The organism is Synechococcus sp. CS-1332, assembly GCF_025127995.1.
In the GTDB taxonomy this organism is placed as follows: Bacteria; Cyanobacteriota; Cyanobacteriia; order PCC-6307; family Cyanobiaceae; genus Cyanobium.
This window is the reverse complement of record NZ_JAHLYP010000047.1, coordinates 16,270-29,707: the sequence shown is the minus strand read 5'-3', so window position 1 is coordinate 29,707 and position 13,438 is coordinate 16,270. Positions and strand designations below refer to the sequence as shown.

Sequence of the window (13,438 nt, the reverse complement as noted above, 5' to 3'; positions counted from 1 at the left end):
TTGCCCTATCTGCCCCACTTGTGCGAGCCATTCCGGCCATGGTCACGATACCTCCACAGATCCCATTCTCCTGGGGTGGTGTGTTGCGGGACCACGCCCGCGACCTGCACCGGCTGATGCGCGTGGGCGATCCCCTGCTGGTGATGGCCCTGTTCTGGCTGGTGGTGAGCCGGAATCTCCCCGATGATTTTCAGGGCGAGACCGCATTCTCCACCAAGATCGTGGTGGGGCTCTGCACCGCCTTGATCCTGCCCCAGGGGAAGATCTACCTGAGCTACCGCCAGTGCACCCTGTGGGCGCTCATGCGCCGCATCACCACCAGCTGGCTGCTGTTGCTAGGGGCGCTGCTGGCGCTGGCCTTTCTCACCAAACTGACGGCCACCTTCTCACGCCTGGAGCTAACCCTCTGGGCCAGCCTCAGCTGGGCTGCGCTCTTGTCAGTGCATGTGGGTGGCCGCAAGCTGCTCCGCTGGCATCGCGCGGGGGGGGGCAACGCCCGCTCCATCATCTACTGGGGCCTGCCGGAAGCCGCCATCGACTTTCACCGACGACTTCAGAACAATCCCTACCTGGGCTTGCGCATGGCGGCCTGGTTCAGCCCCCAGCCGCCCACCCCCGGCCGTCACCTCCCACCCGGCATGCCTGCCTTCGGCGGCAACCTCCCGGAGCTGCGCCAGTGGCTGAATAGTCAACACGTCGATCAGATCGTCTTCAGCTATCTGTCCCGCAGCGACATCTCGATGCAGGATCTGATCCGCTTCTTCGGCGACACCTGCATTCCCGTGGTCTATGCCCCCACCTGGGTGGCGCCCGGCATGGCCTTCAAGGCTCAGCATGTGGGCGGCCAGATCTGCATCGATCTCTGGCAGCCGCTTGATTCCATCCTCGATCGCCAGCTCAAGCGCTGCTTCGACCTTGTCCTGGCTTCCACGGTGGTGCTCCTGCTCAGCCCTCTCCTTCTGCTGATCGCCCTGGCCATCGGTCTTACCAGCCCTGGACCGGTCCTCTTCCTGCAGGATCGCTACGGCCTCGATGGCAGCCGCTTCCGCATCTACAAGTTCCGCACCATGCGCGTTCTCGAGGCCGGCGACCAGAATGGTCTGCGCCAGGCCACCCGCAACGACCCGCGAATCACCCTCGTGGGTGCCGTCTTGCGTCGCTGGAGCCTGGATGAGCTGCCCCAGCTCTTCAATGTGCTGCAGGGCCACATGAGCCTGGTGGGCCCCCGCCCCCATGCGGTCGACCACAACGAGCGATACCGCAAGATGATCCCCGGCTACATGCAGCGCCACCTCTTCAAGCCTGGGATCACGGGCCTGGCCCAGGTGAAGGGCTTCCGCGGCGAAACAGCCACCCTCCAGGCCATGGCCAATCGCGTGGCAGCCGATCTTGAATATCAGCGCGACTGGTCGCTGGCCAAGGACATCAAGATTCTGATCAAAACCCTGCTTCACATCCGCTCGACCAACGCTTACTAGGGGCGTTGTTCAGCGATCCAGCCAGCCGGAGACCCGGCTGCCCAGGCGCTTCAGCCCCCGACGGGCCCGCGTTAGCGCTGACTGATTGCTCGTGTTGTTCGTCGTCTCTTCCACTCCTCCGTAAGCCCCATAGGCCGTGCCTATGCCGTTGGCGCCATTGGCTCGATAGCCATAGCCGAGCTCCATATTGCTGGTCCCGCAGCGGTCGTTGGTCACCACCCCAAGCAGTGGTGCTCCCGCCTCCCGGATCCGCTCCAGCGACTGGGCCGGCAGCCCCCGATCCACCTGGTTGAGGCTCACCAGCAGGATCATCCCATCGAGATGCTGGGCGATCAGCGCCGCATCGGCCAGGCCAAGGGCCGGGGGTGTGTCGTACAGGATCAGATCGAACTGGCCACTTTCGGCCAGATCCCGCATGATCTGATCCATGCGATCCGATCCCAGCAGTCGGGGGGGATCAAGGGGTGGCAGGCCCGCCGAGAGCACGCTCCAGTCGGGATAGTTCGGCACCTTCTGCACCACCTCCCGCCAGTCGGCGGCCTCCTCGGTGAGCAGATTGCTGAGGCCACGCAGGTTGTCGAGCCCGAGGCGGTAGTGGATCTTGGGTTTTCGCAGGTCGCCATCCACCAGCAGCACCCGCTGGCCCAGTTCGCTCAGGGTTTTGGCCAACAGCACGTTCAGCAGGCTCTTGCCCTCCGAGGGCAGCGTGCTCGTGATCGCCACCGACCGCAGCGGCTTCTCGGTGCTGAGGAAGCGCAGTCTGGTGTAGAGATTGCGCAGCGACTCCTGGTAGAAGAAGCGCTGGTAGCCAGCCTCCCCTGCGCTCTTCAGGTCGAGCTCGCTGATCCGGAAGCGCTTCTCGCCGCGCACCCCATCGAAGAAGTCCACGTAGGGCATGTGGCCGAGCAAAGGCACGTTCAGCTCCTCGCGCACCTCCTGGGGGCTGTGGAAGACATGGTCGAGCCGCTCGCGCAGGAAGGCCACGCCCGCACCACCGACCAGGCCCAGCAACAGACCTTCCACCAAGCCCCGGCCCAGCGAAGGTTCCACCGGAACATCACTCACCTGGGAGGCGGAGATCACCTTCCAGGGGGAGCTGCGCTGGGCGATCTCCAGCTGAAATTGCTCCCGAGCCCGCAGGTAGCTCTCCAGATTGCCATCGGCGATCTGCAGACGCTTCTGCAGCCCTTCGAACTGCCGCAGCAGTTCCGGTTGGTTCTGGAACTGCCTCTCCAGGCGGGCGATCTGCGCCTGGGTGGTGTTGATGGCATTGGCGTTCTGGCGCAGGGCCGCATCCACGGCCTCCAATTGCTTCCCCTGGATCCGCGGCAGCAGCGACGCCCGAGAGGCCTTTAACGATGTCAGCACTGGAGAGCCGGGTTGGAAGTTGGCCTCCGCCTCGGCGATTTCCTGCTCCAGACGCTGCAGTTCATCCAGCTGAGACTGGCCAGGCAGGTTGGCCGAAATCGAACCGCCACCGGACGCCGTGGCACCCGCTCCGGCGTCTCCAGTGCTGTTGAACCTCCGGGCCGCCAGCCTGCCGCTGGCCACGTCCGCCCGCAGCTCATTCAGCCGCCGCTGTTCCCCCTGCTGCGCCAGCCGCCGCTGCTGCAGTTGCTCAAGCTGACCGCGCAGGGCCAGGGCCTCATCGTTCGGTTGTATTAGCGTGTTGGCCTCCCGGAAGCGCTGCAGATTCAGCTGCAGGCGCTCGGTGTTGGTCCGCAGCCGCGGTTCCTGCTCCTCCAGAAAGCGCAGGCCATCGCTCAGCCGTTCCTGGCGCTGGCTGGTGGCCCAGGCCAGGTAGGCCTTCTCGGTGAGCTCCAGCCCCCGCTTCAGCGCCTGTGGATCGGAGCCCCTGGCCTTCACGCTCACCACCCCGAAGGAGGGGCCCGCATCCCGGCTCACTTCTTTCGTCATCCCCACACTGATGCTGGGAAAATCGTTCTCGGGCACACCCTCCCGCTTTAGGGTCTCGAACACCGGATCCAGCACCGAACGGCTCTGGAGCACCTCCATCAGGGTGGGAAGATCCACCGAAGAGGTGTTGCGCGCCAGCGAGGCCAGGGCGCCGGCTTCCGCATTCGCCGTGGATTCCTTCGGTTCGTTGACGGGATCGGAAATCAGCAGCGTGAAATTGCCGGCATACACCGGATGCAGAAAGCGTTCATTCAGGGTGCGCGCCGCCTGCACGGCGGTGATCAACGCCACGGTGATCAGAAACGGCTTTTGGCGCCGCCGGAGCACCTGCAAAAGATCGCGCACATCGAAACCACCGCCTTCCTTTTCCTTCGTGCCGTTCTGCTCGGCCACCACGTACCCTGCCGGCGTAGCCACCAACGTCTGGCCCGCCTGCGCCGGAGCGTCGGAACGCTGAGGTTTGGCTTTCTGCGGTGGCATTCCCGGCCTAGGGCATGGGCGTGGGTGTCACTCTACGGGCGCTGACAAGCCAACATCAATGCGTTTGAAGTGGCTTCCCGGCCGCCCATCAGATCTGCCGGAGAAGGGAACTGTCTGCCCTGATCCCTACACCATCCAGGCCTCTGGCATCCTGCAATCAACAACTGGGTACCCGCGCCGACTTTTCGATGCTTCGCCAGTCCATGTGCGGTCATTCTCTGGCGACAGCGTTGTTGCTCTGCGGCACGCCGCTGGCCGCCCATGCCCAGCTCGTATGGGAGCCGGAGCCGACGCTGGCGCCCATGCGGAACCCCTTTCTTTCCGAACCTGCCCTCTCCGGCAGTGACCCCGCCACGGGCCCCGAGCCCGTCTCCCCAGGGTTGGTATGGGTGGCCGACCTGGAACCCGCCCCCCTGACGGTGGCGGATCAGGCCAGCGGCAACCCTGAGCCGGTGGCCGCTCAGCCGGCGCTCTCAGCCGAGGATCTCGCCGCTGTGCTGCTGGAGCCCTACTCCCCTCCCAACCTCGGCGGCGGCCTGCCGTCGGCCTACGTGGCCAACTGGGGCGACTTTTACTTTCAGGCGAGTGCTGCCACTTCTGGCAGCGGCCGTGATGTCATCGACTCGGCGTTCAGTGCTGGCATCGGATTTGGTGACGAGAGGGAACTTGTTGCTGTGGAACTGCGCTGGAACATGGCCAGTTTCAAGAACTTGAACTCCAACGGCTCCTTCGATGTGGCAATGGGTCGCACCCTCATCGACCAGCCGCGCCTGCAGGTGAGTGTCACAGGGGGAATTTTCGATGTCTATGCCTACCGGCAGGCCCCCAGCAGCGAAACCATCCCCTCTCCCACCGGCTTCGGTGTGATCACCATGGCCCTGCCGCTGCGCGAACCCAACTACCGCTTCAACCAGGTTCTGCAGATCAGCGTGGGCGTGGGCGGCCGCGACTTTGTCTCCCTCGACGAGAACTTCGAGGGCAACGACGTGTCAGTCTTCGGGGCGATCGGCGTCGAACTGGCCCCCAACATCGGCCTATCCGCAGGGGTCAGCGGCCGCGGCGTCAACGTCAACCTCTCCTACACCCCCTTCCGCGGCCTGCCCATCGCCATCAACCTGCTCGCCGCCGATGTCTTCGACCAGAGCCCCTTCGGTACGGTTGGGGTGTTCACGGTGAGCTGGGGTGACAACTTCCGCCGTGGCCTCTTCTGAACCTTGGGGCCGTCCGGATGATGTGTATTCTAGGCTACATTGTTTGAATTTCCGATTACGTTGCGTGTTTAGTGGCAGTTTGTGAACTCCAGTTGTGCTAGCAACCGTTTAACGATTGCGTTCGCCGTTGTGAACTTCCGCAATTTCACTGCGTTTCCAGTGGCGTTGGGTCTTTCTCTTGCTTGCGGAGCTTCCGTGGTAGCGGCAGCCCTCGCACCCCTCGGGCCCATCACCGCCCAAGCCCAGAGCGTGGGTAATGGCAATGGTAATGGACCCTTCCAGGGAGGCAACAGCGGCAACGGCCCCAACCCCTCCCGTGGCAACGCCGGTCGCAACAGCGGCGTCACGTCGGTGAGCAGTTCGGTGATGACCCCCACGATCCGCTTCGCCCCTCCTGGGCGTGGCGTTGGCGGCAGGTGATTCCCTTTCGAATCCGGTAACGTTTGCGCCACTCCTTTCTGGTCCCTGGCCGAAGAGACATGCGCAAGCTCCTATTCGCACGTCTCCGCTGTTGTGTTGTTGCCACGGTGTTGGGAGTTCATGGCTTGGTTCCCGTGCTGTTGCCCGCCGCTCGCGCCCAGTCGCCTGGCGTGTCCCCATCGTCCGGAAACCCCCTCTCTGAGCGGAAATCGAGCCAGGCTCCTCCCGCGGTGCCCCAGGAGGACGCTTACATCCTCGGTCCCGGTGATGGGCTTGAACTGCGCTTCCTCAACCTCAGCACCCGCCTGGACCGTTCCGGCCCGATCCAGATCATCAGCGACGGCACCGCCACCGTTCCGTATATCGGCATCGTGCGCCTCAGCGGCCTCACCCTGGCCCAGGCCTCGTTCTGGCTCCAGTCGCTCTACCGCAAGCAACTGCTGCGCTCCGACCTCGACCTGCAGCTGGTGCGCCCCAGGCCCATCCAGGTGTCCCTGGTGGGTGAGGTGCAACGGCCCGGCGTCTACAGCCTCAGCACCTCGGAGGTCTCCAAGGCCAGTTCGGATGTGACGATCACCGGCCTGCCCACCCTCGTCAACGCCATCCAGAAGGCCGGTGGCGTCACTGGCGATGCCAACCTCCGTGAGGTGGTGCTGCGCCGCCGCCTTCCTGGCGACCAGGTGCGCTACCGCCGGGCCAAGGTGGATCTGCTCACGCTCATCCAGCAAGGAGATCAGGTGCAGAACCCGATCCTCTTCGATGGCGACATCGTCATGATTCCCCGCGCCACCGAGCCGGTGATCGAGCTCGGCGAACTCTCCTCCACGATCATCGCCCCACCGGAAATCACCGTGAACGTGGTGGGTGAGGTGGTGCGGCCCGGAGCGGTGCAGGTGAAGCCCAACACCCCCCTCGTGCAGGCGGTGCTGGCCGCCGGTGGTGGCGTTGTGCAGCGGGCCAAGACCGACCGGGTGGAACTCATCCGCATCAACCGCAACGGCACCCTCACCCGCATGGCCGTGCCCCTCAACCTCGGGGCCCCCCCGTCCCCCCAGCTCAACCCACCTCTGCGCGATGGCGACGTGGTGGTGGTCTTTCGCAGCAACTACGCCCGGCTAACCGATGCCGTCGATGCCATCGGCCGCCCGCTCACCGGTATCGCCAGCGTCCTCACCCTGCTGCGGCTCGCCGACAACAACAACAACTGAGGCCCTGAGCCGCGTCGATTCCACCAGTTCCCAAAGCTTCGTCCCGCTTCCGCCTCTGAGGCATCGCCGCCGGCTCGGCCGCCTCCAGGCACTCGACTAAGTCATGCAGGTGCACCCCGGCACCATGCCCCTGGCCGGCCAGCTCAGCTTGCTGGATCAGTTGTCCCAGTAGCGGCGGCTGGAATCGGCCCGCCCGGCCACCCGGCGGCTGAATTCACTCACGCTCGGGTTGGCCACCATCGGATCCACGTGGGCCACCTGCTGCCACAGTTCCCGCGACGCCCACCGCACCGTGTGTTCGTGGCGCTCGTGGCGGGTGACGTGGCACCAGTGGCTCTGCCCGCAATCGGGGCACCACAGCTGCTCCAGCCACTCGTTGCTGAGCACCAGCACCGGATAGGCCTGGATCACCAGCTGCGCCCGCTTGTGGCTCAGGCCCCGCTGCTTCAGTTCCTCGGTGGTCACCAGGTGCAGGAAATACTTCCGCCCCGTGCCCACCATGCCGCTCTCCGGGTGCACCGGGCAGCGCAGTTCGCGCCGTTTCGGCCGCCGGCTGCGGCGAGAGGGGGTGATGTCGCTGTTATTGTCACCATTGACGATGTCGTTGGCGGTATCGATACCAACGTCGTTCGATCCCGATCTGACCATCAAGGCTGGGAGGGGAAGCAGCCCAGCATCTTTTGAACACTGCCTGCTGCCTGTAGTCAGAGATACATAGTGCACTGCGCAGGTTGCCCCGCGCACATCAGCGAGCGCTCATCCCACCAGCGCCGGCGTCACCGCCTGGATCTCGGCCGGTTCGGCCTGGCGGAGCCGCAGCCGCTCCAGTTCCACATCCACCGCGATCGTGCTGCCGGCGGGGAAGGTGCCCGCCAGGATCGCCTTGGCGATCGGCGTCTCCAGTTCCCGCTGGATCGCCCGCTTCAGGGGCCGGGCGCCGTACACCGGGTCGTAACCCACGGCGGCCAGCCAGTCCAGCGCGGCCTCGTCGATGTCGAGACCCAGCTTGCGCTCCTCCAGCCGCCGCGTCAGCCGCTGCACCTGCAGGGCCACGATCTGGCGCAGTTCGTCCTCCCGCAGGCTGCGGAAGATGATTGATTCATCCAGTCGGTTGAGGAATTCGGGGCGGAAGTGGCCCCGCAGCGCCTCATTGACCCGCTTCTCCATCTCGCCGTAGCGGGCCGGGTCGCCGGCCAGATCGAGGATCGAAGCGCTGCCGATGTTGCTGGTGAGAATCAGCACCGTGTTGGTGAAATCCACGGTGCGGCCCTGGCCGTCGGTGACGCGGCCGTCGTCCAGCACCTGCAGCAGGACGTTGAACACATCGGGGTGGGCCTTCTCCACCTCGTCGAACAGGATCACCGCGTAGGGGCGGCGCCGCACCGCTTCGGTGAGCTGGCCGCCCTCCTCGTAGCCCACATACCCAGGAGGCGCTCCGATCAGCCGGCTCACGGCGTGCTTCTCCATGTACTCGCTCATGTCGATGCGCACCATCGACTCCTCGGAATCGAACAGCTGGGACGCCAGGGCCTTGGAGAGCTCGGTCTTGCCCACCCCCGTGGGGCCAAGGAACAGGAAGCTGGCGATCGGGCGGTTGGGGTCCGACAGGCCGGCCCGCGAGCGCTGGATGGCATCGGCCACCGCCGTCACGGCCTGGTCCTGGCCGATGACGCGCGTGTGCAGCTCGTCCTCGAGATGCAGCAGTTTCTCCATCTCGCTCTGGACCAGCTTGGACACGGGGATGCCGGTCCACTTGGCGATCACCTCGGCGATGTCGTCCTCGGTGACCTCCTCGCGCAGCAGGTTCTTCTCACCGGCATGGGCGCTGAGCTCCTCGGTGCGGGCGGCCAGTTTCTTGTTCAGCCCCGCCAGGGTGCCGTACTCCAGTTCGGCGGCCTTGTTGAGGTCGTACTGGCGTTTGGCCTGCTCCACCTGCAGTTGCACCTGCTCGATCTCCTCCTTGAGGGCGGAGAGTTCGTCGATTGAGCCCTTCTCCTTCTGCCACTGGGCATTGAGGCTGCTCTGCTGCTCGCCCAGGTCGGCCAGGTCCTTCTCCAGCCGCTCCAGCCGGTCGCGGCTGGCCGGATCCGATTCCCGCCCCAGGGAGAGCTTCTCCATCTCCAGCTGCAGGATGCGCCGGTCGAGCTCGTCGATCTCCTCCGGCTTGGAGGTGATCTCCATCTTCAGGCGGGCCGCCGATTCGTCCATCAGGTCGATGGCCTTGTCGGGCAGGAAGCGATCGGCGATGTAGCGGCTGCTGAGCACGGCCGCCGCCACCAGGGCGTTGTCGGCGATGCGCACGCCATGGTGCACCTCGTAGCGCTCCTTCAGGCCGCGCAGGATCGAGATCGTGTCCTCCACCGTCGGCTGGTCGACGAACACCTGCTGGAAACGGCGCTCCAAGGCCGGATCCTTCTCGATGTGCTGGCGATGCTCATCGAGGGTGGTGGCACCGATGCAGCGCAGCTCACCGCGGGCCAGCATCGGCTTGAGCAGGTTGCTGGCGTCCATGGCACCGCCGGCGGCGCCGGCCCCCACCACCGTGTGGATCTCGTCGATGAACAGCACGATCTGCCCTTCGCTGGAGGTGACCTCCTTGAGCACGGCCTTGAGCCGCTCCTCGAACTCGCCGCGGTACTTGGCGCCGGCGATCAGGGCGCCCATGTCGAGGGCGATCAGCTGGCGGTTCTGCAGGGCCGTGGGCACATCGCCATTGACGATCCGCTGGGCCAGTCCCTCCACGATGGCCGTCTTGCCGACGCCGGGCTCACCGATCAGCACCGGGTTGTTCTTGGTGCGGCGGCTGAGGATCTGGATGGTGCGGCGGATTTCCTCGTCGCGGCCGATCACCGGGTCGAGCTTGCCGTCGCGGGCGGCGGCGGTGAGGTCGCGTCCGTATTTCTCGAGCGACTCATAGGTGCCCTCCGGGTTCTGGTCGGTCACGCGTTGGCTGCCTCGCACGGCCTGGACGGCCTCCTTGATCCTGGCCCCATCGGCGCCCGCCTGCGAGAGCAGCTGGCGGCCGCAGCGCTCATCGCCGGCCAGGGCCAGCACCAGGTGCTCCACGGCGATGTAGCTGTCCTCGAACTCCTTCTTGAGCGCATCGGCCCGATCCAGCACCGCATTGAGCCCCTTGCCCAGATAAACGTTGTCGGGGGCGGCGGCCAGGCTGGGCTGGGCGGCGATGAAGGCCTCCAGCTTCTGGCTGAGAACACCCAGATCCACGCCGGCCTTCTCCAGGATCCGGCTGGCCAGGTCCTGCTGGGCCAGCAGGGCGGCGAACAGGTGCTCGCTGTCCATCTGCTGCTGGCGCTTCTGCTGGGCCAGCTGCTGCGAGGCCACCACGGCCCCCCAGGCCTTCTCGGTGAACAGTTCGGCGGTGGGATGCATGGCTGGAATGTCTGCAGGGCGTTCGTTGAAGCCAACGTATGAATGCCTGCGCCTTCGGCGGAGTGGGAGGACCGAACGGGGGGAGGGTGGCCTACCGCCCAGCCGGCTGCGATCAGGGGCTCAGGGGCACCTGGTAGCCGTGCTTCTGGCCGCAGAGTTTGCTGGGGCAACCGTCGGGGCCATAGAAGGCATCTGCCGCCGACAGGCAGCCAAAACTGTTCTTCTGGGCCACCTGGGCCGGCTGGATCCGCAGGGGCTGCAGCAGCACCTCGCTCCTGGGCACCACCAACCGGCAGGCCGGCGGCGACAACCCCGGGCTGGCCTCGATCGCCAGCGGTTGGTTGGGCGATACGGCCTGGGCGAGGGCCGGCAGTGCCTCCAGGGGCACGGCCAGGGGAATCACGCCGGCCAGCAGGCCCGCCAGCAGCTCGGCAGAAGGGCGGATCGCCATGATGGGCTCGCGGCTTGAGCCCCATTCTCGCCTCTCCAGCCCGCCTGTCACCGATGCCCTCTGCCGCCGACGACCAGGCCGCCGACCAAGCCCTCGTGGCCGCCCTGGCCGCCGAATCCCAGGCCCTCGGTGGCGCCTTTGAGCCGGAGCGCGACTGCTGGCGGGTCGTGCACCGCCATGTCCACGGCATGCTGCCCTCCGAGTACGACATCCGCGACGTTCCCGAGGAGCTCTACCTGGCGGTGCTGGCCGCGTGCCGGGCTGAGCCCTGAGGTCTGGCCGGCAATGGGGATGGCCACAAAAAAAGCCCCGGCAGGGCCGGGGCTTTGAAGCGTGAGGAGCCAGTCGGCGTGGACCAGCCGGGCGTGGATCAGGCCCAGCCCTTGGAAGCCATGTCCTCGATGTAGGCCGCCACGTCGGCGATGTCGCCTTCGCTGAGCTTGCCGCCGAAGGCGGGCATGGCGTTCTTGCCGTTGGTGACCTGGTAGGCGATGGCGGCCTCGTGGCCGGCGTCGTAGTTGGCCAGGTAGGCGGTCAGGGCCTCGGACTTGAGGGTGCGCTCGGCGTTCACCACGTTGCCGCCACCCATGTGGCAGGCGGCGCAGTTGGCGGAGAAGATCTGGCCGCCATGGGCCGCATCGGCGGCGAAGCTCGGAGCGGCACCCAGCACCAGCGCCAGGCAGAGAGCGAACAGGGAAAGAAGACGACGCATGGGAGGGTGCAAAGGAAGGTGCCTGATAGCACTTGCAACCGGATCAAATTAGGCAACAGCCGCCTGGCGTTGGGGCCCTCCGGCACATTCGCAACAATTCACCGGCCCCGGTGCGGCACGCCCGCCGTTTCCAGCACCGCGTTGAGGTCGGGGGCGAAGCTCACCAGCCCGAAGCGCTCGGGCGGGCTCACGGGCTGGTGCACGAAGTGGCGCTGCTGGATCGAGAAGCGGTCCCAGGCGTTCACCTCGATGCGCAGCAGCTTGATCAGCCCCTCGATCAGCCAGCCGCGCAGATCGATTCCCACCGGCGGCACCCACACCCGCCGCCAGCGGCACAGGGACGCGACGGCGCCGTTGACCGTGATCGGCGCCTGGCCCAGCACCAGCCGTCGCACCGGCCCCTGGCCCGGCTCCGGGTTGGGGCCATGGGGGGTGGTGGCCAGGTGGGCGCAGACCGTGGCGATGTCGGCGGCATGGATGAAGTGGAAGCTGGCATCGGTGCGCAGCCAGCGGGCCAGCCACAGCCACCCGAAGGCCTCCTTCAGCCCGGCGGTGAGGTAGCTGGTGGGGTGGGGATCGCCCGTCCCCACTGAGCCACCGAACACCAGCGTCGGGAACACCGCCACGATCCGTTCGGCCAGGGGATGGCGCTCCAGGTCCTGCAGGCAGGTGGCCTTGGTCTGGATGTACTCGGTGCCGTAGGCCATCGCCTCCGGCAGCAGCTGCAGCTGGCGGTCGAGGATGCTGGCGGTGGAGAAGTAGATCACCTGCTGCAGCCGATCCGGATCGGTGAGCCGCAGCAGTTCCTTCACGGCCACCACGTTCACCGCCTGGGCCCGCTCGGGATCGCCCCAGGCGGTGGCCGTGTGGATGATCCGGTCGGCGCTGGCGATCGCCGCGGCGTGGGGGCCCAGCTCGCGCAGATCACCCACCAGCAGGGTGATGCGCGGGTGGTCGGCGGGAACGGCGCTGAGCTTGGACGGATCCCGCAGCAGCAGCAGCAGGTGGGCGTCGCTGTTGGCCAGCAGGTTGTCGGCGATGTACTGGCCGACGCAACCGCTGGCGCCGGTGATCAGGATCCGCTGGGGCCCGGAAGTGGCGGCGCTCAAACAGCGGCCCCCAGCAGCTCATTGACAGCCTTGCCGGTCTCGAAGAAGACGCGGGCGTTGTCTTCCGGGGTACCGGGCAGGATGCCGTGGCCCAGGTTGAGGATGTGACGGCGGCCGCGGGCCTTGCGCACCGTGTCGAGGATCCGCGCCCGGATCGCCTCGGGGGTGCCGAACAGCAGGCCGGGGTCCACATTGCCCTGCACGCCCAGGTGCTGGGGCAGGCGGGCGCAGCCATCGGCCATGTCCACGGTCCAGTCGAGCGAAATGAAATCGACGCCCGTGGTGGCCATGCGCTCCAGCACGCCGGCGCTGCCGGAGATGTAGAGGATCAGGGGCGTGTCGGGGTGGGTGGCCTTCACCTGGTCGATCACCCGCTTCTGGTAGGGGGCGGCGAAGACGTCGTAGTCGGTCGGGCTCAGCTGACCGGCCCAGGAATCGAACAGCTGCACCACCTGGGCGCCGCTGTCGATCTGGTAACGCACGTAGGTGGCGATCTGATCGGCCAGGTGGCCCAGCAGCTGGTGCAGCAGGGCGGGCTCCTGGAAGGCCATCGCCTTGATCACCGAGTACGTCTTGGAGCTCTTGCCCTCCACGGCGTAGGCCGCCAGGGTCCAGGGGGCGCCCACGAAGCCGAGCACCGCCGCCGCGTTGCCCACGTCGGCCCGCAGCCGCTTCAGCACCTCACCCACGAAGGGCAGGGCTTCGGCCGGATCCAGGGGGCGCAGGGCATCCACCTGGGCCTGGCTGCGGATGGCGGGCTCGATGATCGGCCCCTTGCTCTCGATGATGTCGAAGTCGATGCCCATGCCCGGCAGGGGCGTGAGGATGTCGGAGAACAGGATCACGCCGTCGGGACGGAAGGCGTGGAAGGGCTGCATCGAGATCTCGTAGGAGAGATCGGGGTTCTCCGAGCGCTCCCGGAAGCCGGGGTGGCGGTCGCGCAGGTCGCGGTAGACCTTCATGTAGCGGCCCGCCTGGCGCATCATCCAGACCGGTGGCCGCTCCACCTGCTCACCTCGGGCGGCGCGCAGCAGCAGGGGGGCGGATTCAGTCATTGCGCCG

The 13,438-nt window shown here is 66.5% G+C and carries 12 protein-coding genes; 5 read left to right on the top strand and 7 right to left on the bottom strand.

Features of this window, described 5'->3' with window-relative positions:
* Positions 1-38 precede the first annotated feature (38 nt).
* Positions 39-1,478, top strand: a complete 1,440-nt coding sequence (locus tag KQ305_RS11340; protein ID WP_259725515.1) for an exopolysaccharide biosynthesis polyprenyl glycosylphosphotransferase — start codon at positions 39-41, stop codon at positions 1,476-1,478.
* Between the two features lie 9 nt (positions 1,479-1,487).
* On the opposite strand, the gene KQ305_RS11335 is transcribed toward KQ305_RS11340, so the two are convergent.
* Positions 1,488-3,875, bottom strand: a complete 2,388-nt coding sequence (locus KQ305_RS11335) for a polysaccharide biosynthesis tyrosine autokinase (protein WP_259725514.1) — start codon at positions 3,873-3,875, stop codon at positions 1,488-1,490.
* Between the two features lie 203 nt (positions 3,876-4,078).
* On the opposite strand from KQ305_RS11335, the gene KQ305_RS11330 reads away from it, so the two are divergent.
* The 3 genes from KQ305_RS11330 to KQ305_RS11320 all read left to right on the top strand — a co-directional run bounded on the left by KQ305_RS11330 (position 4,079) and on the right by KQ305_RS11320 (position 6,714).
* Complete coding sequence (locus KQ305_RS11330; RefSeq protein WP_259725513.1) at positions 4,079-5,086, top strand: hypothetical protein; 1,008 nt, start codon at positions 4,079-4,081, stop codon at positions 5,084-5,086.
* A 195-nt stretch (positions 5,087-5,281) separates the two neighbouring features.
* On the top strand, positions 5,282-5,506 hold the full coding sequence (locus KQ305_RS11325) for a hypothetical protein (RefSeq protein ID WP_259725512.1): 225 nt from the start codon (positions 5,282-5,284) through the stop codon (positions 5,504-5,506).
* A gap of 230 nt (positions 5,507-5,736) precedes the next feature.
* Positions 5,737-6,714: an SLBB domain-containing protein gene (locus KQ305_RS11320; protein WP_259725511.1), complete on the top strand. Its 978-nt coding sequence runs from the start codon at positions 5,737-5,739 to the stop codon at positions 6,712-6,714.
* A 156-nt stretch (positions 6,715-6,870) separates the two neighbouring features.
* Here KQ305_RS11320 and KQ305_RS11315 read toward each other — a convergent pair whose 3' ends face one another.
* From KQ305_RS11315 to KQ305_RS11305, 3 genes are all read right to left on the bottom strand, one after another.
* Positions 6,871-7,362: a hypothetical protein gene (locus KQ305_RS11315; RefSeq protein WP_259725510.1), complete on the bottom strand. Its 492-nt coding sequence runs from the start codon at positions 7,360-7,362 to the stop codon at positions 6,871-6,873.
* A 108-nt stretch (positions 7,363-7,470) separates the two neighbouring features.
* Positions 7,471-10,104 carry an ATP-dependent chaperone ClpB gene (gene clpB, locus KQ305_RS11310; protein ID WP_259725509.1) on the bottom strand — a complete coding sequence of 878 codons (2,634 nt, stop codon included), beginning with the start codon at positions 10,102-10,104 and terminating at the stop codon, positions 7,471-7,473.
* Between the two features lie 112 nt (positions 10,105-10,216).
* Complete coding sequence (locus KQ305_RS11305) at positions 10,217-10,555, bottom strand: hypothetical protein (protein WP_259725508.1); 339 nt, start codon at positions 10,553-10,555, stop codon at positions 10,217-10,219.
* A gap of 53 nt (positions 10,556-10,608) precedes the next feature.
* On the opposite strand from KQ305_RS11305, the gene KQ305_RS11300 reads away from it, so the two are divergent.
* Positions 10,609-10,827, top strand: coding sequence for a hypothetical protein (locus KQ305_RS11300; RefSeq protein WP_259725507.1), 219 nt, complete (start codon positions 10,609-10,611; stop codon positions 10,825-10,827).
* 98 nt (positions 10,828-10,925) lie between these two features.
* Here KQ305_RS11300 and KQ305_RS11295 read toward each other — a convergent pair whose 3' ends face one another.
* The 3 genes from KQ305_RS11295 to hemE form a co-directional block, all read right to left on the bottom strand.
* A complete protein-coding gene (locus KQ305_RS11295; protein WP_259725506.1) occupies positions 10,926-11,267 on the bottom strand; it encodes a c-type cytochrome in 342 nt (113 codons plus the stop codon).
* 98 nt (positions 11,268-11,365) lie between these two features.
* Positions 11,366-12,376: an NAD(P)-dependent oxidoreductase gene (locus KQ305_RS11290; protein WP_259725505.1), complete on the bottom strand. Its 1,011-nt coding sequence runs from the start codon at positions 12,374-12,376 to the stop codon at positions 11,366-11,368.
* Positions 12,373-13,431, bottom strand: a complete 1,059-nt coding sequence (gene hemE / locus KQ305_RS11285) for a uroporphyrinogen decarboxylase (protein ID WP_259725504.1) — start codon at positions 13,429-13,431, stop codon at positions 12,373-12,375. The genes KQ305_RS11290 and hemE overlap by 4 nt, the downstream gene beginning before the upstream one ends.
* Positions 13,432-13,438 lie beyond the last annotated feature (7 nt).

What these genes read in the sequence shown, in the direction of transcription:
- KQ305_RS11340 (WP_259725515.1), top strand. Translation starts at nt 39, where the DNA reads ATGGTCACGATACCTCCACAGATCCCATTCTCCTGGGGTGGTGTGTTG.
- KQ305_RS11335 (WP_259725514.1), bottom strand. Translation starts at nt 3,875, where the DNA reads ATGCCACCGCAGAAAGCCAAACCTCAGCGTTCCGACGCTCCGGCGCAG.
- KQ305_RS11330 (WP_259725513.1), top strand. Translation starts at nt 4,079, where the DNA reads ATGTGCGGTCATTCTCTGGCGACAGCGTTGTTGCTCTGCGGCACGCCG.
- KQ305_RS11315 (WP_259725510.1), bottom strand. Translation starts at nt 7,362, where the DNA reads ATGGTCAGATCGGGATCGAACGACGTTGGTATCGATACCGCCAACGAC.
- clpB (WP_259725509.1), bottom strand. Translation starts at nt 10,104, where the DNA reads ATGCATCCCACCGCCGAACTGTTCACCGAGAAGGCCTGGGGGGCCGTG.
- KQ305_RS11305 (WP_259725508.1), bottom strand. Translation starts at nt 10,555, where the DNA reads ATGGCGATCCGCCCTTCTGCCGAGCTGCTGGCGGGCCTGCTGGCCGGC.
- KQ305_RS11300 (WP_259725507.1), top strand. Translation starts at nt 10,609, where the DNA reads ATGCCCTCTGCCGCCGACGACCAGGCCGCCGACCAAGCCCTCGTGGCC.
- KQ305_RS11295 (WP_259725506.1), bottom strand. Translation starts at nt 11,267, where the DNA reads ATGCGTCGTCTTCTTTCCCTGTTCGCTCTCTGCCTGGCGCTGGTGCTG.
- hemE (WP_259725504.1), bottom strand. Translation starts at nt 13,431, where the DNA reads ATGACTGAATCCGCCCCCCTGCTGCTGCGCGCCGCCCGAGGTGAGCAG.